Origin of the sequence: Micromonospora sp. NPDC049366, assembly GCF_044466625.1 — a bacterium.
Classification (GTDB): domain Bacteria; phylum Actinomycetota; class Actinomycetes; order Mycobacteriales; family Micromonosporaceae; genus Micromonospora.
Genome location: NZ_JBITMV010000020.1, coordinates 1 through 19,257, shown reverse-complemented (window position 1 = coordinate 19,257; position 19,257 = coordinate 1). Strand labels below are relative to the sequence as shown.

General features: G+C 73.1%; 20 protein-coding genes. All 20 read right to left on the bottom strand.

The features are described 5' to 3' along the window. Complete coding sequence (locus ACIBTV_RS25490) at positions 1–369, bottom strand: hypothetical protein (protein ID WP_396708815.1); 369 nt, start codon at positions 367–369, stop codon at positions 1–3. Between the two features lie 32 nt (positions 370–401). Beyond that, positions 402–1,667, bottom strand: coding sequence for a class I SAM-dependent methyltransferase (locus ACIBTV_RS25485; RefSeq protein WP_396708813.1), 1,266 nt, complete (start codon positions 1,665–1,667; stop codon positions 402–404). A gap of 162 nt (positions 1,668–1,829) precedes the next feature. Beyond that, complete coding sequence (locus ACIBTV_RS25480; RefSeq protein WP_396708812.1) at positions 1,830–2,447, bottom strand: hypothetical protein; 618 nt, start codon at positions 2,445–2,447, stop codon at positions 1,830–1,832. A gap of 264 nt (positions 2,448–2,711) precedes the next feature. Beyond that, positions 2,712–3,239, bottom strand: coding sequence for a hypothetical protein (locus ACIBTV_RS25475; RefSeq protein ID WP_396708810.1), 528 nt, complete (start codon positions 3,237–3,239; stop codon positions 2,712–2,714). Further along, positions 3,236–3,604, bottom strand: a complete 369-nt coding sequence (locus tag ACIBTV_RS25470) for a hypothetical protein (protein ID WP_396708808.1) — start codon at positions 3,602–3,604, stop codon at positions 3,236–3,238. The genes ACIBTV_RS25475 and ACIBTV_RS25470 overlap by 4 nt, the downstream gene beginning before the upstream one ends. After that, on the bottom strand, positions 3,601–4,776 hold the full coding sequence (locus tag ACIBTV_RS25465; protein ID WP_396708806.1) for a hypothetical protein: 1,176 nt from the start codon (positions 4,774–4,776) through the stop codon (positions 3,601–3,603). The genes ACIBTV_RS25470 and ACIBTV_RS25465 overlap by 4 nt, the downstream gene beginning before the upstream one ends. A 112-nt stretch (positions 4,777–4,888) precedes the next feature. Then, positions 4,889–6,316, bottom strand: coding sequence for a hypothetical protein (locus ACIBTV_RS25460; protein ID WP_396708804.1), 1,428 nt, complete (start codon positions 6,314–6,316; stop codon positions 4,889–4,891). Positions 6,317–6,430: 114 nt separating this feature from the next. Continuing rightward, entirely contained in the window at positions 6,431–7,021 is a 591-nt protein-coding gene (locus tag ACIBTV_RS25455; protein ID WP_396708802.1) for a hypothetical protein, read from the bottom strand. Between the two features lie 92 nt (positions 7,022–7,113). Next, the gene (locus tag ACIBTV_RS25450; RefSeq protein ID WP_396708800.1) at positions 7,114–7,719 is read right to left on the bottom strand and encodes a hypothetical protein; all 606 of its coding nucleotides are present in this window, start codon (positions 7,717–7,719) and stop codon (positions 7,114–7,116) included. A gap of 106 nt (positions 7,720–7,825) precedes the next feature. Beyond that, entirely contained in the window at positions 7,826–8,230 is a 405-nt protein-coding gene (locus ACIBTV_RS25445; protein ID WP_396708798.1) for a hypothetical protein, read from the bottom strand. Between the two features lie 154 nt (positions 8,231–8,384). Then, the gene (locus ACIBTV_RS25440; RefSeq protein ID WP_396708796.1) at positions 8,385–9,206 is read right to left on the bottom strand and encodes a hypothetical protein; all 822 of its coding nucleotides are present in this window, start codon (positions 9,204–9,206) and stop codon (positions 8,385–8,387) included. Between the two features lie 45 nt (positions 9,207–9,251). Then, positions 9,252–9,467 (bottom strand): hypothetical protein, encoded by a 216-nt coding sequence (locus ACIBTV_RS25435; RefSeq protein ID WP_396708794.1) that lies wholly within the window; start codon positions 9,465–9,467, stop codon positions 9,252–9,254. Between the two features lie 49 nt (positions 9,468–9,516). Then, the gene (locus tag ACIBTV_RS25430) at positions 9,517–9,993 is read right to left on the bottom strand and encodes a hypothetical protein (RefSeq protein WP_396708792.1); all 477 of its coding nucleotides are present in this window, start codon (positions 9,991–9,993) and stop codon (positions 9,517–9,519) included. Between the two features lie 117 nt (positions 9,994–10,110). Further along, positions 10,111–10,419, bottom strand: coding sequence for a hypothetical protein (locus ACIBTV_RS25425; protein ID WP_396708790.1), 309 nt, complete (start codon positions 10,417–10,419; stop codon positions 10,111–10,113). Between the two features lie 256 nt (positions 10,420–10,675). Next, a complete protein-coding gene (locus ACIBTV_RS25420; protein WP_396708788.1) occupies positions 10,676–11,743 on the bottom strand; it encodes a hypothetical protein in 1,068 nt (355 codons plus the stop codon). Continuing rightward, positions 11,740–13,755, bottom strand: coding sequence for a hypothetical protein (locus ACIBTV_RS25415; RefSeq protein ID WP_396708786.1), 2,016 nt, complete (start codon positions 13,753–13,755; stop codon positions 11,740–11,742). The genes ACIBTV_RS25420 and ACIBTV_RS25415 overlap by 4 nt, the downstream gene beginning before the upstream one ends. 86 nt (positions 13,756–13,841) lie before the next feature. Then, on the bottom strand, positions 13,842–16,850 hold the full coding sequence (dnaN, locus tag ACIBTV_RS25410) for a DNA polymerase III subunit beta (RefSeq protein WP_396708784.1): 3,009 nt from the start codon (positions 16,848–16,850) through the stop codon (positions 13,842–13,844). A gap of 327 nt (positions 16,851–17,177) precedes the next feature. Continuing rightward, on the bottom strand, positions 17,178–17,729 hold the full coding sequence (locus tag ACIBTV_RS25405) for a hypothetical protein (protein WP_396708783.1): 552 nt from the start codon (positions 17,727–17,729) through the stop codon (positions 17,178–17,180). A 128-nt stretch (positions 17,730–17,857) separates the two neighbouring features. Then, positions 17,858–18,298 carry a hypothetical protein gene (locus tag ACIBTV_RS25400; RefSeq protein ID WP_396708781.1) on the bottom strand — a complete coding sequence of 147 codons (441 nt, stop codon included), beginning with the start codon at positions 18,296–18,298 and terminating at the stop codon, positions 17,858–17,860. A gap of 128 nt (positions 18,299–18,426) precedes the next feature. After that, positions 18,427–18,657 (bottom strand): hypothetical protein, encoded by a 231-nt coding sequence (locus ACIBTV_RS25395; protein ID WP_396708779.1) that lies wholly within the window; start codon positions 18,655–18,657, stop codon positions 18,427–18,429. Positions 18,658–19,257 lie beyond the last annotated feature (600 nt).

The window sequence follows — 19,257 nt, the reverse complement described above, 5'->3', positions numbered from 1 at the left end:
TCAGGCCGCGCCCGGCTCCGGGAACAGTTCGAGCTGCCGCAGCAGCGGGCCCCACGGGTCCGGCTTCGGCGCGAGCAGCACGGGCTCCTCGTCGAGGCTGCCGCGCCACGGCAGGGCCGCCCGGTCGATGTCGTCGAGGTCGGCCCTCGGGTCGAGCCGCTCCGCGTACGCCCTCAGGTACCGCCCGGCGAGCGCGGCCCGATTACCCCGCCAGCGACTCTGCGCGTCGATCAACTGCTCCAAGGGGGCGCGCTCCGGTAGGCCGAACGCCAGCCGCATGACCGCCTGCACCCGCTCGTACCGTTCCCGCTCGGCGGCGTCTGCCGGGATCAGCCCGCCGTGCGTGATGATCGCGGACCACACCGGCACCGGTCGGGCCGTGTGGCCAGATGCCCGCTCCATCACGCCAGGCCCGCCAGGTCCAGCTCAAGCTGCCGCAGCAGCGGCCCCCACGGGTCCGGCCGGGCCGCCCGCCGCGCACGCTCCTCAGCGGCCTCCGCCCAGATCACCTCGGCGGCGTCCAGCGCGGCCTTGTAGCTCTCGTAGGTGTTGCCGCACATCGCGCACAGGGCCACCGCCGGGCCCGCCGCCTGGTACTCGGTCGGTTCGAGGCTCCAACCGGCGGAGTGGTTGCCGAGCACGCCCCGCGGGTCGTTCTCGCCGTCGTCGAAGCCCCACACAAGCAGTTGGCAGCCGTGGCACTGCCCGCGCCACCGCAGCACCCGGTCGCGGCGCCGCCAGGAGTCGTACCAGACCTGCACTGGAGCACCGATTGCGCCCTGCGCGGTCAGGATCGGGTCCTCCACCCGCACCGGCTCGACCGCGTCGTAGTACCGGACCAGGTACGACGGCCGCTCGTCGCGCATCGGGATCGGCTTGCCGAGGTGCAGCGCCCGCGCCTGAACGGACGGGAATGCGTCGGGCCGCAGTGCCTCGCTGCCCCCGCACTGCTGCATCAGCGCCCGGATTGCGTCGAACTTCTTGCCGTGCCGGTACTTCAGCGCGCTGGGCACGATGGCTACCAGGCGGCCACCGGGCCGGAGCAGTTCCCACGCCAGCATCACGTGGTCGATCCACAGCGTCGCGTTGCCCGGCACCGCGAACGGCGGGTTCATCACCACCGCGTTGAACCGGATGCCGGAGCCAGCGCCGATCGGGTGCCGGGCGGTGGCGGCGTACTCCTCCAACGTGCAGTTGAAGACGGTCACGCGCCCGTCGTGGTCGCCGATCAGCGCCGCCCGCGCCTTGTTCGGCTCCAGCGCTACGACGCGCACGCCCGGATTGACCTCCAAGATCGCCCGGACGAGCTGCCCGCCGCCCGCCGACGGCTCCAGCACCACCGACCCGGCCGGCAGCCGCTCCAAGTCGGTGTACGGGTAGCTGCACACCTCCTCGGCAACGTCACCGGGCGTCGGCACGTACCCCTCCGACTGGGACACCGGGACCGCCCGGCCCGTCTTGACCGCCCGTTTGATCGCCTCGGTGGGGTCCGTCTCGAACGTGTAGCCCTTGATCCTCTTCGTGTAGACGCCACCCAGCGCCTGAAACGCGGTCGCGACGGGCACCCAGTCCTCCCGGCTGTGCTGCTCGCCGGTGACCGTGACCTCCGTCCCGTTGATGACCGCGCTGGCCAGGATCTCTCGCGTCTTCGCGGTGAGTTGATGCATGATGGTCGTGCTCCTTCATGCGTGCGTTGGGAACCTGCGTGGGGAAGAGCAAGCGGCCGGCCCACATGGGGGTGCCTCCCCGGGCCGGCCGCACTTGACGCGAAGCCGAACGGCCGGCCCGGGCTGCCTCCGGGCCGGCCGTTCGCCGTGGTACGGGGTGGTTCAGCGGGCCGCGCGGTACGCCGCCCACTGCTCGTTGAGCAGAGCGGCGACGCGCTCGGCGACCTGCATGCTCAGCGCGGGCCCCTCCAGGTCGTCGTCGCACAGGTCGCCGATCGGCTGCGGTTCGGTGCAGAGCCGGAACCCGGCGGCGACGTCCACCGAGAAGATCACCTCGTCGTCGTCCGTGGCCGTGGCGTCCACACGCTTGATGTCCGCGTGCTGTGCCCAACCGGTGTGCTTGGGCTCGACGGCGTCGAGGTCCATCATCAGCACCACCACGTCGCCGACGCTGACGATGCCGCGCCGACCGAACGTGCCGACCGTCCATCCGGCCGTCCACTCGGCGAGCTGCTCGCGGTCGATGACGATGGCCCGGTCGTCGGGCGGGGCATCGTCGCCCCGCCCGGCGGCACGGGCGGTGAAGATCACGCTGGCCGCCTCGCCGACGTGCACCGCCAGCTCGTCGAGGGTGCCGACGATCGTGCCGCCCCGACCGGTCGGGTCGCCGACGTGCAGGGCGTGCACTCCGGCGGCGGCCCGCTGCTTGCTCAGCGGGTAGAGCGGGTCGCCGGGACGGAGCAGGGTGACGGTGCCGGGCAGGTGGATGCGTTTGGGCATGGTTGAGCCTCCCGTTAAGGGTTCGGGGAAGGGTTCCCGTATGGGGTCCGCGTGGGGTTGCGTCACGCGGCCTATCGGGAGGAACGGCCGGATCGAAAGCCGTTCGGAAAGTCCGAACAACGTTACGGATCGTTGATCGGGAAGTCAAATCCCCAGGTCAGAGCCGGTTCCTCTCACGCAATGCGCAGCGCACGCACTGCGTGTTGCCTGCGCACCCGCCCGGGCACCCGCGCCGTGCGGGCACCCGGACGTGAACGCGTGCGCCTACCCGAGCGGGCGGTCACCCGGGTTCGCGCGGTGCCAGCGGGCGGCGGCCTGCGCCTCGCCCCGTGTGCTGGCGTAGGACTTCCAGCCGCACGTGCACCGCGCCACCGAGTCATCGCCCATGACCCACCGCCCGCATGAGCCGTTCGACTTGGTGCGGTACCGCTCGCGGCGACCGGCGCACAGGACCGTGGTGGTGATGTGCGTGAACGTCGCCGGTATCCGCTCCGGCGTCGGCAGGCTCACCCACGCAGACGGCTTGTCATACCGGTCGACCAGCCGACCGCGCGCCCACGTGCCATCGTCGTCCATCAGCCACGTGAACTCCGCGTTCGAGTCCGGGCGGCCGATCACCCAGAACCGGTCGAACCGGTTGTGCGCCCGGTGGAACTCCTCCAGCTTGGTTGCGTTCAGGCCCCGCTCACGCAGGTTCGCGAGCACCGTCACCGCGTCGGCCTTCCGAACCCACCCGTGCACCCGGGCCCTGCCCATGCTGACGTGGGTCAGGTCGATGTCCACCCCGTTCACTCGCGCCCCTCCGCTCCGCTCGGCTGCGGGCCGACAACGGCCAGCGGGTGAACGTCGAGCGGCAGCCGCTCCCAATCGCCGTCCAGAGTCACCCGCTCGCCGACGACCACGCACACGCCAATGAACCGGTAGAGGCCCGCCAGCTCCATCTCCGCGTCGTCGACCTCGTCGAGCATCGCCTCGTGCAGCCATCGCGAGTCCGGCACACCCTGGAACCCGCCGTCGATCAGCGTCCGTTCCCCGCCGTACGCCGACGCTGCGGCGAGGAGGAACCCCTCGTGTCGCCCAGCGTTGGGGCGCAGATGCCCCCAGGTGGCTTCCATGACCACGGCCTCGCGCCGCGCCCCGTAGACGTCCAACATCATCGGTCACCGCCCGACACCTCAGCGCACGCCACCGGGTGCGGGTCGCCCTCGTACCAGCACCAGGAGTACGCGCCGACCGCGTACAGACCGCGCTCGTCGGGCTCGATGCGGTCCTCGTCGGGCTGCTCGCCCGGCTGGAGGGCACCGCCGTCACGGTTGTACTGGCCGGACACCAGCACCAGCACGTCCCCGTCCCACCGCAGCGTGTCGACGATCGCGTCGGGCCCGGCCGCAGCGGCGGCCTTGTCCCAGTAGACGCGCATCCGCTCCGCCTCGGCCCGGGGGAAGCGGGGGCACAGGAAGCCGTTCCACCTGGTGCGCGGGTCGTACACCGCCCGCCAACTGTCGCTGCCGTCGTCCTCGCAGCCGAGGGTGGCCAGCCCCCAAACCTCGCCCTCCCGCAGCGCCGGGACCGGCAGGGCCGCCCCCTCGCTCGCCGACGGCCTGCCGTACACCCGCTCCTGGGCGTCCGCGACGGTCTCCCCGTACGCCTCGACAATCGCGTCACGGCCGGCCGGCGGGACACCCGCCTCCGTGCGCTGCCGCTCGACGTCTTCGAGCATCTTCACGATCGCGTCGGCGACGTCGTCCATGTCCCGGTCGTCGTCGTACAGGCTCACCCAGAGCGCGTCGTCGGCGTTGCTGTCGTGCCCGTACCCGAACTCGTCGCGGTACGCCACAGCCCGACCAGGCTCCTCAAAATGCCCCGGACCGGCGGACACCGACCAGCGCACCGGCCGCTCGTCGTCCCCGGCGACGAGCCGCCCAGCGAACAGGGTGGCCGTGTTGCCGCCCGTCTTGTCGACCAGCGCGACGTGCCCCGAGGCGGCGACCTTCTGCTGCAACACCGACATGTCGATGCTGTTGCGCTTGCGCTCCGTGGCGTCCGCGCAGTTGCCGCACTCGCCGTCCCAGCCCTCGCCGTCGTCGTTGGGCACGCCGCAGGTGCGGCACGCCTCGACCACCCAGCCCTTCCTGCACCCGTCCGGGCACGGGTCGAACTCGTCGCCGTCCTCCGGCGCGGGCTTCTCGGACCGGGGGCACAAGGCGCCGGTGTCGTTGCGGTGGCGGTTGTAGCACCAGCCGGTCCGCTCCTCCTCGGCCTCGGCCTCGGCGGTCGCGGGTCGGTGCTGTTCGGCGTGGACGGGTACGGGCAGGTTGGTTGTGGTCATGGGTCGTTCCTTCGGTCGTACGGGTCAGGGGTTGTGCGGTAGTGGCGTGGCACCACTCGGCGACCGCCCGGCCCCGGTCGTCCGGGGCCGGTGGTCACCGGGCGTGCGCCCGTCACGCGGTGGCGTTGAGCCGTTCGTCCCAGCAGCACTCGCCGACCGGCCCGCCGTCGTGGATGCGGGCAGTGGCAGCGGGCGTCTGCTGGTGGCAGAACTTGCAGGCGACGGTGGCGAGCTGCTCGTCGGACTCGTCGGTGAGGCTGCGGATCTGCGCTTCGGCCTCACTCACGCCGAGGTGCTCCACCAAGGCGCGGACCATCGACCCGGGCCCGTCGTTGTTGACCTCGCTGGCCTGCGCGGAGAACAGGTCGTGCACCAGGTCGCTCAGGCTCAGCCACGACACGCCGTTGGTCTCGGCGAGGGCCGTGAGCCGGTCCACGGTCGCGTCGTCGGGCGTCGGCTCCGGATCGCCGTCGTCCTCCACGTCCGTCTCGGTGATGCTGTGCCAGGCGTCCTCCGTAGTCTCGAAGTACAGGCGCGCCGCCTCGTCGTCATCGGCAGGCGGCTCGGCCGGGCAGTCGCCTTGGCCGGCGACGTCCGACCATGACGCCCGGGCGAACTTCGCCAGGCTCTGCTTGGCGCCGCGCTCGCTGGTGTGGACGCTGACCGCGTCGCCCTTGCTCCAGGTGATCGCCAGCACCCACACGCTGTTCCGGGCGGGCGTTGCCGGGCCGACCCACACCGTGCCGTCCGGGTACCGCCACGTCGTACGCTCCGCCAGCTCGCTCGCGTCAGCCTGTCGGAACGCCCACGACCGGGCGTCAAGGAACGTCGGCTTGCCGTGCCGGTCGACGAACGGCAGCCAGTACGTGACCACGCCCTCCCGCTCGTTGGCATCCTCCGAGGGGAACGACACCGGGAACAGCCGCCCGCCCTCGCTCGCCACTTGCGGCAGGGACTCTGCGCGTGCTCGCTCGGCCTCCGACAGAGCCTCGGGCACGATCAACTCCCGCAAGTCCTCCGCACGCCACCACGGGTTCTCCACCACCTGCCCGTTGACGTACAGCGTCGGCCGGCCCTCGGCGGCGTCGAGGAAGTACCCACGGCCGTGGTCCTCGGCCAGCTCCAGCCGCTTCTCGATGGCGTCGCTGGTGCTGTCGGGAACGACCGGCAGAACCGGTCCTCCGTACGCTTCCGCCTCGTCCCGTACCACGGCGTCCGGGTGGCTGGCGAACGCGGCGCTGCGCCATTGCATCAACCCGGCGGCGTCCCACACCGCCCGCAGGTCGGCCAGGGCACCGACCTCGTCGTCGTACCGGACCGCGAACACGACGCGGTGAGCGCCCGGGAGCACGGCGGCCACGATGGCGGCGGCCTTCCCGGCCTCCATGGTCGCGTAGCGGTGAGCGGCGGTGCCGCTGGCCGTGTGCGCGCCCTCCATCTGCGGGTCGTCATCGCTGAGGTGCGCGTTGTGGCCCTCCAGTTCGGCGATCGGGGCGGGGCGGTCGGCGAGGGCGCGCAGGTCCTTGGTCGTGTCGGTCACGGGATGGTTCCTTCCGTTCGTGCGGATCGGGGTGTTGCGGTTAGTGGCGTGGCGCCACTCGGCGACCGCCCGGCCCCGGTCGTACGGGGCCGGTGGTCACCGGGCGTGCGCCCGTCAGTGGTCGGCGATGAGCCAGCCGACCGCGTAGGCGGCGGCGTCGGCGGTGCGGTGACCGGCGGACACGGTCGCCCCATCGGCCGCCGTGACCCCGCCGTCCGTGCCTCGCCGGAACGCCCGCCACTCGCCGTGGCGGTTGTGCCAGAGCTCGCCGACGTAGCGGCGGCCGTCGGTCATCGGGTACTCGCCGCACCCGTCACCGTTGTCCGGCAGCACGCCGTGCCCGGTGGCGACGACCTGAAGCGGGCGGGTCGGCGACGGGCCCGCGAGGATGGCCGCACTCATGCCCCGCCACCGCGAACCGGTCATGTACAGCACCCCGGCTCGGCGCAGTGTCAGCAGCGCGGCCAGCAGCCTCCGGTCGTCGGCGACGACCGCCAAGGTGTTGGCGAGGTCGCTGCGGTCGTGCCGGCCCGGCGGCATGTAGAACCGGGGCACCCGGAAGGTCGCGGACAGCAGGTGCGCGGCGGTGAGGTTCTGGCGGGCCAGGAACCGGTGGTGGTCGATCAGGCTGGCGATCGGGTGCAGCGGCTCGACCGGGATCGGGTGGGCGGGAATGTAGTGGGCGGCCGGGTCAACAACGGTCATCGAGGTGCCTCTCGTGGGTGCGCTGGGAGTGGACGGTCGTGCGGCGCCAGCCGCGACCATGCGGGGCCGCGGCTGGCGTGGGGTTACGGGGCTCAGGCGGCGGCGGTGAGGGGAACGGCCGGCTTGGTGATGCGCTCCCACCGCTCGCCGGTCCACAGCTCCCACCAGCCGTGCTCGCTGACCGGGCGCGCCTCCAACTCGTCGACGAGCTGCTCGCGGCGGTCGACGGTGAACGCGATCGGGTAGGCCAGCTCCTCGTACGGGAACGGCTGGTAGGCGAGCCGCTCGGCCGCCGACCGGCCCGGCTCGTGGAGGAACTCCATCCGCCGGACCAGCGTGTACTCGTCCTTCGCGGCGCGCCCCAACCGCCGGCGGGTCTCGAACTCCGCGATCAGGTCGCGCATCACGTCCTGGTCGGTGACGTGCGTGCCGGAGGCGTACTGGCAGGCGGCCACGAACTGGTCGAACTGGTCGGGCCCGAACGCGCCCGTGTCGTGGTAGTCGATCCAGGTGGGTCGGCCCTCGCCCCGGTTCTGGATCACGCCGACGGGGTTCTCGTCGAGCCGTAGCGTGGCGGTGACCGCCTCCGCTTCGGGGGTGGGTAGCGCCCGGTACGAGGTGACGTGCAGGCGGGTGTTGGGCACCCGCAGGCCGGAGTGCGGCAGCTCAATCAGCTCGGTTGTGGTGGGCGTGGTCATGCGGTCTCCTCGGTGCGTTGGGGGAGCGGAGGATGGTGCAGGGGCCGGTGCCCCACGGCCGCTGGCCGGACTCGGATGGCCCGGCCAGCACCGTGCGGGTACCGCGTCAGCCCGCGGTCAGGTCCTCGCCGTGCTGGTTGTCGGGGTGGTTGTAGAGCAGCCACGTCCGCACCGCGCCCTCCAGCGCCGTGACGAGCTCGTGGGCGTCGCCGGGCCCGAAGTCGCCGGTCTCCACCTCGGGGAAGTGCGCGTTGATGACCGCCCAGAACAGCGGTTCGGCGTCCGTGACCGCCCGCTCCAGGCGCTCCTCGTGGGTGCCCTCGGTGGGCGTGGGGATGCGGCTGAGGATTGCCTCGCAGAACGAACGCAGCGTGTCGGGTGTGCCGTAGATGACGACGTCCTCTTCGCGCACGCCGTACTCGTTGTCGTCCAGCGTTTCGACCCCGAACTGCTTACCCGGCATGAGGATGTCCGGGTTGGCGGTGGCGGGGGCGTCGTAGACGTTGGCCATGGTTGATCCTTCGTGTGCTGGTGAACGGAGGGTGTTGCTGGGGCCGGTGCCCCACGGCCGCTGGCCGGACCTGGTGGCCCGGCCAGCGCCGTGCGGGAGCTGGTCAGGCGTCGCTCGACGTTCGGACGGGTGAGCCCGAACGCCGGAGGTCGCTCTAGGCGCCGAACGTGCTCTCGACGTAGGTGAGCGCCGCGCCCATGTGGAAGCTGTCGGCGTACTCGCCGCCGTCCCGCAGGAAGGCGTGCTTGTCGCCGGTCCCTTCGGTGTCGGCAGGCTCGTCGTCCGAGGCGTGGATGCCGAGCCACCAGGCGGCTGCCGCCGGGTGACCGGAGCGGTACAGCACCTCGGCGATCACGTCGGCCTCGGAGCAGGAGAAATGCACGCCCGTCTCGGCCGTGTAGCTGCCCAGCATCTCCGCCATCTTGGCCAGCGACCCCATTAGCCGGACCGTCTGCTCCTGCTCGCGGCGCACCGCCTCAGCGAGGCCGCCGAGGCGTCCCCACGCCTCCTCGGCGTAGTCGAAGCGCTGAGAGTCGTACGCGTTGTAGTTGCACGTCTCCTCGGCGCGCTTGGCCATCTCCGCCAGGTCGGCGGTGGCCGTGCGCTCCCAGGCGTCGTACTCGGCGACCAGGTCAGCCGCCGCCTTGACGTCGTGGGTGCTGCTGGCGGGGGTGAGGGTCGGCTGGGCGTCGGTGTCGGCCCAAACCCGGTTGCCCTCGACGTCGACGACGATCGGGAGGGTGCCGTCCGGGCGGGTGATCGGCCACCGCATGTCGTCGGTCCACACGCTGATGTGCAGGCGGCCGTCGTCGTCGATGAAGGCGTGCACGTCGCCGCCGGACACCCGGATGAACGGCTCCGTGTAGTCGGAACCGTCGGCGTGCTGCACGTACGCGCCGGTGTTCTCTCGCCGGGCGTACTCCATGAGGGCTTGGGTGCGTGCCTCGTTGGTGTCGTGGATGAGGGTGTCGGACACGGGGTTACCTCCTGTTGAGCGGGTGTATGGGTGTCTGGTGCGGGTTCAGCGGGAGCGGCGGCCCGTCAGCAGAGCCACCAGGAACAGCACGATCGCGGCGACGTGCCCGGCGACGACGACCTTGGACAGCGGCCACACCCAGGCGGCCCGCGCGATTGCGGCGGTGATACCGACAGCGGGCGTGCCGAACAGAGCCGCGGCGAAAGCGACCTCGATCGGGCGGCGACGGCGTGGCTTCGGGGGGATGTTGGCGCTGGTCATGGCGTCTCCGTGGGCTCGGGTGGGACGGGTCGTGGTGGGTTGCTCCAGGTCAGCGGGTGACGTGGCGGTGGGCAATTCGCTTCCGGCGGGGCCGACGGGCCTGGAGGTGGATGTCCGCCCCGTCGCAGGTGTTGGCGACGTCCTCGGCGGCGAAGGGGCAGCCGAAGTGGCCGCAGCCGTTGCTGCCGGGCATGCAGTCGCAGTTGTGGGCGCAGGTGCGGCACCGCCCGCTGATCTCGGCGACGGTGGCGGTGAGCGTGCCGGACCCGGTCGGCGACCACTCGGTGGCGGGCTGGTACGCGGCGTGGCGCTGGAGCAGCCGGGTGGCCTCGTCGGTGACGGTGCGGTCCTCCAGGCGCAGCCAGTGACGGTTGATGCGGAAGCAGTGCGGCTCGCCGTCGACGACGACGATCAGGTGCGTCTCGCGCAGGCCGGTTTCGATGGTGGCGGTGACGGTGAACGGGGCGTCGCTTCCGGTGGTGGCGGTGAGGCGGGTGACCGGGGCGACGGTGGGGACAGCGGACATGGGGTGCCTCCTGGCGGTTGGGTGGTGCGCGGGTGGGCGGTCCGGGCGGGATTGCCTGGTGCCACTCAGCGACCGCCGGCCCGTGGTGCGGGCCGGTTGTCGCGGGGCGGTACCGGGTCAGCCCTTGGTGCGGTGGCGTCCGGCGCGGCCGAGGAGCGTCTCGCGCAGCCGTCCCTTCCAGCCGCGGTCGGGGATGACGGCGTACGGGATGCCAGCGCCGAGCGGGAAGGTGCGCAGGTCGCTGAGGACACGGCCGCGCTGGTCGAGCATCTGGCCGGTGACGAGCGCACCGGCGGCGTGCCCGTAGACGTCGACGGCGCGGAGCCGGTAGGCGTGCTCGTCGGCGAAGGCCGCGACCTCGACGACGTCGCCGGGGGCGGGCTGGAGGCGGCTGGGGAGGGTCTCGTACTTGAGCGGGTGGGACATGGTGGGTCCTTTCGTGTGTGGGTGTGGTTGACCTCCGGCCCTGGTCAGGCCGGTGGTTGTGGTGCGTGGGTGGGTGGCGTCTGTGCGCCTGATTCCTGCCAACGGCCCGAATGCCGTTCGGAAAGTCCGAACAACATTACGGGGTGATGGTTCCCGGGTCAAATCCCCAGGTCAGAGGCGGTTTTCCTCACGTATGTGCGGGCCTGCGCTCACACGCACTGCGTGTGCGCCCGCTCGCGCATCTGCGCGCCTGCGCTCACACGCCCAACGCGCGCAGAACCGGCCCCCACGGGTCCGGCCGGAACGCTTCCACGGGCGCTGGCACCGGCTCGCGCTGCGGCTTGGGCTCACCCGGAGCACGCAGCGGCCCCGCCGCGACCAACTTCGGGCGCTTGAAGAACCCGAACAGCGGGTCGTCGTCCGACGGCGACAGCTCCGCGCGGATGGTCACCTCACGGCCGGGCAGCCGATCGTGCCAGCCCTTCCACAGCGCGAGGATCGCGTCACGCTCCTCCGCCGAGCCGGTCGGCTCCGGCGGCTCCAGACCGCGGGGGAGCGCGCCGTGCACCCGCCACCCCTCGTCGGTCTCGATGACGCACTTCCACACCGTGTTCGCGTGGTACGAGAACCGGTTGACGTCGTCCTTCACCGACACGATCCAGCCTTTGAACGTCACCCGCCCGGTCGGCACCCGCACCCCCGCCGCCCGCAGCTGCGCGTCCCGCGCCTGCCGCTCGGCGACCTTCGCCGCGTACCGCCGCTCACCCTGGATGGCCTTGGCCGCCGCCGCTGCCTGCCGGTCGGTCATGTCCCCACGCCCGAACGCCCAGAACATCTCCAGCAGGAACCCGTCCAGGTGCTCGCGGGTGCCGGGCACGTCGTACTTCTCCCGGGTCAGGTCCGCCAACTCCGGGTGCCGCTCCAGCAGTTCCGCCCGCCGCGCCTGCTTGCGCTCCTCGGCGGTCAGCCGCCGCTGCTCCGCCTGCGCCTGCTTCGCCGTGTGCCGCGCCCGGTCCCGCTCCCGCACCCACACCGGCACCAGGTCGACGTGGATGTACCCGGCCCGGTGGTTGTCCCCACCGCACGCGCACGAGCAGACCGGTCCGGTCGCGTACTGGCACCGGGAGTCACACGGCTGCGCCGCATTGTGGGAGCCCTGCACGTACGTCAGCCGCACGCGGGTGTCACACCCGCCGCAGCGCATCACCTCCACGTCGTACGTCGCGTTGACGAACCCGCACTCCCGGCACGTGCCCGCCGCGATCCGGCTGTCCACCGGCCCGCGCCGGGCGGTGACCCGCCCGGCGCTCGTCCGCGTGCTCATCGCGACCCCGCCCCCACCGCACCGAGGGCCCGCAGCGCCGGCCCCCACGGGTCCGGCTGCACCGCCACCGCCACCGGCGCGGCGGGCTCCGGCTCCGGTGCGGTGATTTTCGGCGGCGAGACGCCGGGCTCGACCAGGTGCGGCGTGATGAAGGCGTGCACCTCGGCGCGCGTCTCGGGCCTCTTCGGCGTCGTGCTGTTCGGGTACGTGTGCGCCTTGAGCGCCTGATGCAGCGCGTCGACGTCGACCAGGTCCCCGGGGATGACCTGCCGCCGGCTGGCCTGGAAGTCGCGCCGGTCGTGTTTGCCGATGTTGTACTCACGGCCCCAGCCGAGATCACGTACCCGTTTCGGCTCGCCGTCGCGGGTCGCGCTGATGACCTCGTGCACCTCGTAGCGGACCTCCACAGCGCCGCGCCCGTCGCGGGTGCCGACCTGGGTGCGCTTCTCGATCACCAGCACGTCGCCGCGTTTGGCCCTGCGGTCATCCCGGGTCGGGAGCATCCGGGGAGCAGCCAGGCCATCAGGCGCCTGCGACACCCGCTCGCGTATCTCCCCGGCCACGGCCGCCCGGCCGACCTCAGGCTCGACGTCATCGGGCAGGCCAGCCGGGCGGTCACCGCCGGGCGTTCCCGGGCACCGCGCGGTGGTGGCTGCGGTCAGCGTCGCCGGGGTACCGCAGAGCAGGCACCACGGGAACCGCACGTACCGCCCCCACACGTGACCGGTGCCCAACTCCGGCGCGCCCGTGACCTCGCTCAGACAGGTCGGGCAGTCCTTCGCCCGGGCGACGTTCGCGTCGGCGAGCTTCGCGTGCCGCCACTCCATGACGTGGTCGCGGTACGCGATCCGCCGCGCGTACCGCTCCGGCGTGTCCACGCCGCCGACCGCGGCCCCGCCCGGATACACCTTCCACCAGCCGTCCATGCGGTCGATGTAGTGGTCCCGCCCAGCCGCGTCCTTCACGAGCAGCGTGTAGCCCTCTCCACGAGACTCGGCGACTTCCACGAGCCCGAGCCCGTTGTGCTGCACGTTGCTGCCGATGATCGGGCTCTTCAACGACCACCCCTGGATGGGCGCGGGCGTGGCCACCTGGACCGCGTCGTACAGCGACTCGACGATCGGCGTGACCGCGCGGACGATCTCACCCTTCCACGCGTCGGGCCGCCGGACCATGTCGACCGCCCCGGCCGCGCAGGTCTGCCCCACGTACGCGGCGGCGTACAGCAGCGGGTCACGGGACAGCGCGTGCCGCGCCTCGTAGGTGAGCACCCGCACCTGAGCCGGACCGACCTTGAAGTCCCAGCCGTTGATTTTCCGGCCGCCCCGGTTGACGTCCGCCCACCCGTTGTCACCGGCCCGCAGCGCGCTGACCGGCAACCCGGTGCGCGCCCCCACCGCCCGCGCCAGGTCCCGAACCGTCTGGTCCGCCCCGCACTCAGTCGCGCGCGGCTCCACACTGACGTCGTAGGCGCGGAACGGCGTCGTGATCGGCGGCGTACCGCCGCAGTCCGGCCGCTCGCACGCGGGCTGGCCGGGCTGGTGGTCGCACGCGTCGGCGGGCACCGCCTGCGGGTAGTCCGACAGCCACCCGTCGTTCTTGTACACGTCCTTCGGCATCAGGAAGTCGCGGTGGCCGCTCCACGCGGGCCCGCCGAACGTCACGCGCACCATCCCGGTCGGCACGCCCTCGTGCCAGTCACCGACCGCCGACAGCACGATGAGGTCACCGCTGTCGAGGCGCGCCTGCTTGGCGTCCTCCTCGGCCTGCCTGCGCGCCGCGCCCTCCTTGCACTCCGCGTGCGCCGTCGGCTTGAGTTTCGTCCAGCACTCCGGGCAGACCGCCGGGGCCGGGCAGTACGGCAGCGCGTGCCGCTTCCCGTCCGGGCTGCGCGAGTTGTCGCCCGTCACCGTGTACGGGCACTTGCGCTTGCGTACCCCGCCGACCTTCCCGCACTTGTCGCAGGCGAGCCCCTGCCGGCCTGCCGGCGTCCGCCCGTAGCTGTAACCCATCGTCTGTCCTTCCGTTGGTGTGAGCGTTGGGAATGGGGCCGGGGCACGCCCTGGTGGACGCGCCCCGGCTCGTGGGTGGTGCTGTGTCAGGCGTTCGCCCGCTGCGGGATGAACTCCTCCAGCGCGGCCGACACGATCTCGTCGACCAGGCCGACGACCGGCGTGAGCGCGCCCGGCTCGCCGAACCCGACCGTCAGCGGGGCCGGCCGCACGTCCGCGTTGATGTCGACCTGCGGCTTCGCCGGCAGGTCACCGCGCCCGTGCGCCTCGGTCAACGCCGCGTGCACCGCCTTGCGGGCGGCCCGCAGCCGGGTGCCGACCGGCAGCCGGTACACCCGGTCGCCGCCCGTGCTGCTCGGCGCCTTCATGCCCATGTCCGCCCACACCGACGTGTCCTCGTCGGCCGCCGCCACGACCGCGGGGGCCGGCTTCGCCGCCGGGCTGGTGTCCCGCCGGGCGGGCGCCGGGCGTGCCGTGGCCGTCTTCGCCGCGTCGCTCAGCTTCGCCTTGGCCACCGCGACCGTCTCGGCCACGACGTCCTCCGGCTGCCCGGCGAGGGCCTCGGCGAGCAGCCGCTCGATCGCGGCCAGGTCCAGCTTCGCGGCGACGGGCGCGGCCGGCTGCGGCGCGACCGGCTTCGTGTTCCGGACCACCGGCGCGACCGGCGCGACCGGCGCCACCGGCGCGGCGGGCGTGGCCGGGCCCGTGTACTTCTTGCAGCCCGCGCGGTGCGCGATGAGCTTCTTCTTCGGCCCCGTACCGCCGCACCGCCCGCACGCCTTCGCGGCGGCCGTGGCGTCCGGCCCGGTGTCGGCGTCGACGACGGCGGTCGCGAGCGCGGCCACCGCCTCCGGCGTCGGCTCGGCCGCGTCCCCGTCCTGCTCGTCGTCGACCTCCTCGCCCGCCGGGGCGTTGATCTCCGCCTCGACCTGCCGCGCCATCACCGCGTTGCGGATCCAGTCCCACCCGTACTTGTGCCCCTCCGCGTCCTCGAACTCGAAGTCCGGGGTCGCCGCCATGCCCGCCTCGATCAGCTCCAACGCGCCGTCGAAGTCACCCGACCCGAACCGCAGGAACGCGGCCTCGCTCACCTGACGCGGGTCCGACACGTCCACCTGCTCACCGGCCACCACCGGCACCTCCTTCGCGCTCGCCTCCGGCAGCTGCCCGCGCTCCACCCGCGCCGGCACCTGCTTGCCCATCGCCGCCTGCCGCATCCGCTCCGCCATCTCCCCGTCCTTCGCTCCCACGTACATCCGCTTGCCCTGCTCGTCGACCACCGTCGCCGTGGCCACCGCCCCGAACCCGCGCATCGCCTCCTCCGCGCGCTTGTCCGTCGCGACCGTGGTCAGCCGCCCACCGACCCGCTCGGCGAGCGTCATCACGACCAGCCACGGCCGCTCGTCGACCGGCTCCGCCACGGCCACCGGCTCGGCCGCCGACACCGGCTCGCCCGCGCCCTGGCCGTCGTGCACCTTCGCCTTGCGGATGCCCCCGCACCGGCACTTCGTCGACCACACGGCCGGCTTGCCGTTGTCGGTCGCCCGCACGAACTCGTGCGGCGTGTTCCGGTCCAGCGCCCCGCCCGCGTCGGCCGTCGGCGTCACCACCGGCTTGGCGGGCGCGCTCGCCGCGCTGGCCTTGCCGGCCCGCGTCTTCGCCGCCGGCTTCACCGGCTCGGCCGCGGCCTGCGCCGCCTGGAGCGCCGCCTCCAGCGCCGCCGCAGCGCTCGCCCGCTCACCGGCCGCCTTCGCCTCCTCGACCGCCTCGCGACCACCGGCGGTGCGGATTGGCATGAGCAGGTGCCGCACGTCCGGGACGACGTCGCCCGCGTCGTCCAAGGGCACGATCACGGCGGGCTTGAACCCGTCGACCAGCTCGAACCGCACCCGCGCACTGCCGGCCAGCTTCACGCCCGCCGTCAGGTACGCCGGGTTGAAGCCCACGCAGATACGGCCGAAGTTGGCCTCGACCTCGGCCTTCGCCTTCGCGACCGCCCGCTCGTACCCCTTCTCGGTCGTGTACGTATCCCGCTTCACGTCGGCGACGGCCGCCTTCACGAGCTTCGCCCGCCGCTTGTCGTCCGGGCCCACCCACACGGCCTCGACGTCCTCGCTGGCCTCCGCCTCGTAGCTGCCGCCCGCCGACAGGTGCACGCCGTTGGCGGTGAAGTCCAGCAGCACCGGCGTGTTGCGCTCGCACGCCAGCTCGACACGGCCAATCGCGTCGATCAGGTCCTTCGCCGGCACGTCCGCGTGCGCCGTCATGGTGCTCGGGAACAGCGACCGGATCGGCGGGTAGTTCGCCCCGTCCAGCAGCCGCGTGTACGCCCGCGCCGGCCCGGCCTCGAAGCCCATCCGCCCGTCGACGGCATCACCGTCCGCGTACACCGTGATCGTGTCGGCGAGCTTCGCCAGCGGCTTCACGAACTCGACCAGCGTGACCGCGGGGATCAGCGCCGTGAACGCGCTCGCCTCGTTCGCCCACTCGACGTCGCGGTGCTCCAGCCGGTACCGGTCCGTCGCCAGCAGCGACAGACGCGCGCCGTGGCCCTCCAAGCGCACGCCCGTCATCATCGGCAGCGTCTCGTCGCGCCCGGCTACGCCAGCGACCGGGACCGCCGCGCCGAGCAGCGTGGCCGCGTCGACCATGCCCGCGACCGGCGGCATGTCCGGCAGCGTGGGGTAGTCCTCCACGGGCATCGTGGGCAGCGCGTACTTCGTCTTGCCGTCGGTCAGCCGCACCTTCACGCCCTCACCGGCGAGGGCGACGGGCGAACCCGCGCGCAGCTTCTTGACCATCGTGGCCAGCCGCGCGCCGCTCACAAGCAGCCGCCCCGGGTTGGTGACGTGCGCGCCCTCCAGCGTGTACCAGCGGGCCTGCTCGTAGTCGAAACCGGCGACGGTGACGCCGTTCTCGTCGCCCTCGATGAGCACGCCCGTCAGCACGGGCACGTTCGGGCGCTTCGGCAGGGCCTTGACGACGAACGCGAGCGCGTCCGTCAGGACCTGGTGCGCGACGGCGAACGCGAGCACCTGCGGATCCGCTGGCGGCTGCTCGGTCGCGCCGATCGCGTTGGTGTCGTTCGTGGACATGGGTGGGAACCTCCGTGGGTTGTGCCTGGCCGTGCCTGGCCGGGCGGGTTGTGGGTTGGGCGGTTGCCCGGTGCCCTACGGCGAACGGCCGACCCGCGTTGGGTCGGCCGTTGCCTCGTGCGTTCGTGTGGCGTGTGTGCGCCTGATTCCTCCCGCCGGTCCTGAATGCCGTTCGGAAGGTCCGAACAACATACAGGGCGACGGCTGGAATGTCAAAAACCGCAGGTCAGAGGCGGTTCCTCACGCGCTGCGCGGGCTGCGCGCACACGCACACCCGCACACGCCCCGGCCGGGCGCGCACCCGCAGGCACGCGCCCGGCCAGCCGCTCACTCGTCCCCGTCGAGCGCGTTCAGGTCCGCGCCCGGCTCGGGCATCTCGTACAGGTCGTCCGTGCGCGGCGGGTACTCGTCCTCGTCGTCCGCGCTCGCCGCCGGGTCGGCCTGCTCGTCGTCCGCCGTCGGCAGCCCGAACCGGGCGGCATCGCCCTCGTACACCATGAACCCGAGCAACCCCGCCCCGTACGCCGCGCGCCACGCCTCATCGGCGCTCGCGTACTTCGTGCCGTTCAGCGGGTGCTGCTCGATGTCCGACCCGGTGGGGCCGCACAGCCGGATGACCTGGAGCGTGTGCATGCCGTCGTCGGCGGCCACGACCCCCGGGCTCGACAGCGCCCGGCTCACGCTCGACGCGGACACGGTCCAGTTCGTGGCCGCGACCTTCGCCGGCCCGCCCTTGCCGCACTCGGGCAGCGCGTCGAACGACAGGTGCTCGACCGTGTACAGGCGCCAGCGGCCGTCGAAGTTGTCCCAGGTCTGACCCTGCAACGGGGGCAGGGACGCGGGGGTGAGGCGGGCGGGAGCGTTGGCGGTGTGCGTCATGGGGAACCTCCGTGGGTTGTGCCCGGCCGTGCCTGGCCGAGCGGGTTGGGATGTCGGGCTGGCCGCCCGGCACCACTCGGCGACCGGCCGACCCATGCGGGGTCGGCGCGATCACCGGGCAGCGCCGGTCAGCGGCCCATCAGCACGCTCACGCCCGGGCAGGTGTTCATCAGCTCGCTGCCCCGCGCGGCCCGGCACCCGAGGTGCCCGCAGCCGTCGCTGTTGCGGTGGCAGTCGCAGCCGTGCAAGCACATCTCGCACAGGCCCGGCAGCTCGGCGACGCCAACGGCGAACGAGCCCCGGCGGGAATCCGTCCACGCCCACTGACCGGCGGGGACGCACCCGGTGTGGCGGCGCAACAGGCGCTCGGCCTCCGCGAGTACGGCGACCACGATCGGGGTGTTCCGCCGCGCCCGGGAGAGCGCGCGGTGCATGTCGATGGGCAGGCCGAGCGATCCGCCGTCGGCCGTGGTCAACCGCAGGTACGGGTCGGTGTGCGCGTCGGTGACGGTGACGGTGCCGGGGGCAACGAGCGGGACAACGTGGGCGGTCGGGTCGGTGTGCGTCATGGGGAACCTCCGTGGGTTGTGCCCGGCCGTGCCTGGCCAGGCGGGTTGGGATGTCGGGCGGGCCGCCCGGCACCACTCGGCGACCGCCCGGCCCCGTGAGGGGGCCGGTTGTCGCCGGGCAGCGCCGGTCAGCGCCAGCGCATGTCGGGCATCGCCAGGCCCGTGCGGCGCGCGGCCTCCCACGCCTGGTTGGTCACGCGCTCCAGGCGCATCAACTCGCCGCCGTCGCGGCCCGCGTACTTCAGCTCCGCCCGCACCGCCGCAATCGCGGCGTCGCACGCCTCGCGCTGGGCGGATGTGCGTGCCGCCCGGGCAAGGGCCAGGAACGGGTTCGCCTCGCGCATCTCCGTGTGTGCCATGGGTGCCTCCATCGCTTGTGTCGTTCGGACGATCCGAACAACGTTTGGCGAAGCTAACCACACCCCGCCCAAGCTGTCAAATTCGGGCATTCCTCTCGCGCGCATGCGCACCGCGCCCGACCGCGCCACACGCACACGCCCGCGACGGGCGCGCCCAGGCGCAGGCGCGCACACGCCTGAGGCCGCTCCCGGCTCGCGCCTCAGCCTTCCGCGCTGCCCACACGCGCGCCGGTCGACGGGCCAGAATGGACTGTCGCGGGCGTACCCGGCCGCAGGCGCGGGTCCGGACCCGCGTAGGGGCGCGCGTGCCCGGCCGCGCGTGGGGGCGCGCCAGCGGGCGGCCAGCGGGCGGCCAGCGGGCGGCCAGCGGGCGGCTGGAGGGGCGCGCGTAGGGGCGCGCGTGCCCGGCCGCGCGTGGGGGCGCGCCAGCGGGCGGCCAGCGGGCGGCCAGCGGGCGGCTGGAGGGGCGCGCGTGGGGGCGGCTGGAGGGGCGCGCGTGGGGGCGGCCAGCGGGCGGCCAGCGGGCGGCCAGCGGGCGGCTGGAGGGGCGCGCGTGGGGGCGGCTGGAGGGGCGCGCGTGGGGGCGGCCAGCGGGCGGCC

Bases quoted from the DNA above. Each gene is read 5' to 3' on its own strand.
- ACIBTV_RS25485 (WP_396708813.1), bottom strand. From the start codon at position 1,667: ATGCATCAACTCACCGCGAAGACGCGAGAGATCCTGGCCAGCGCGGTC.
- ACIBTV_RS25480 (WP_396708812.1), bottom strand. From the start codon at position 2,447: ATGCCCAAACGCATCCACCTGCCCGGCACCGTCACCCTGCTCCGTCCC.
- ACIBTV_RS25470 (WP_396708808.1), bottom strand. From the start codon at position 3,604: ATGATGTTGGACGTCTACGGGGCGCGGCGCGAGGCCGTGGTCATGGAA.
- ACIBTV_RS25465 (WP_396708806.1), bottom strand. From the start codon at position 4,776: ATGACCACAACCAACCTGCCCGTACCCGTCCACGCCGAACAGCACCGA.
- ACIBTV_RS25455 (WP_396708802.1), bottom strand. From the start codon at position 7,021: ATGACCGTTGTTGACCCGGCCGCCCACTACATTCCCGCCCACCCGATC.
- ACIBTV_RS25450 (WP_396708800.1), bottom strand. From the start codon at position 7,719: ATGACCACGCCCACCACAACCGAGCTGATTGAGCTGCCGCACTCCGGC.
- ACIBTV_RS25445 (WP_396708798.1), bottom strand. From the start codon at position 8,230: ATGGCCAACGTCTACGACGCCCCCGCCACCGCCAACCCGGACATCCTC.
- ACIBTV_RS25435 (WP_396708794.1), bottom strand. From the start codon at position 9,467: ATGACCAGCGCCAACATCCCCCCGAAGCCACGCCGTCGCCGCCCGATC.
- ACIBTV_RS25430 (WP_396708792.1), bottom strand. From the start codon at position 9,993: ATGTCCGCTGTCCCCACCGTCGCCCCGGTCACCCGCCTCACCGCCACC.
- ACIBTV_RS25425 (WP_396708790.1), bottom strand. From the start codon at position 10,419: ATGTCCCACCCGCTCAAGTACGAGACCCTCCCCAGCCGCCTCCAGCCC.
- ACIBTV_RS25420 (WP_396708788.1), bottom strand. From the start codon at position 11,743: ATGAGCACGCGGACGAGCGCCGGGCGGGTCACCGCCCGGCGCGGGCCG.
- ACIBTV_RS25415 (WP_396708786.1), bottom strand. From the start codon at position 13,755: ATGGGTTACAGCTACGGGCGGACGCCGGCAGGCCGGCAGGGGCTCGCC.
- dnaN (WP_396708784.1), bottom strand. From the start codon at position 16,850: ATGTCCACGAACGACACCAACGCGATCGGCGCGACCGAGCAGCCGCCA.
- ACIBTV_RS25405 (WP_396708783.1), bottom strand. From the start codon at position 17,729: ATGACGCACACCGCCAACGCTCCCGCCCGCCTCACCCCCGCGTCCCTG.
- ACIBTV_RS25400 (WP_396708781.1), bottom strand. From the start codon at position 18,298: ATGACGCACACCGACCCGACCGCCCACGTTGTCCCGCTCGTTGCCCCC.
- ACIBTV_RS25395 (WP_396708779.1), bottom strand. From the start codon at position 18,657: ATGGCACACACGGAGATGCGCGAGGCGAACCCGTTCCTGGCCCTTGCC.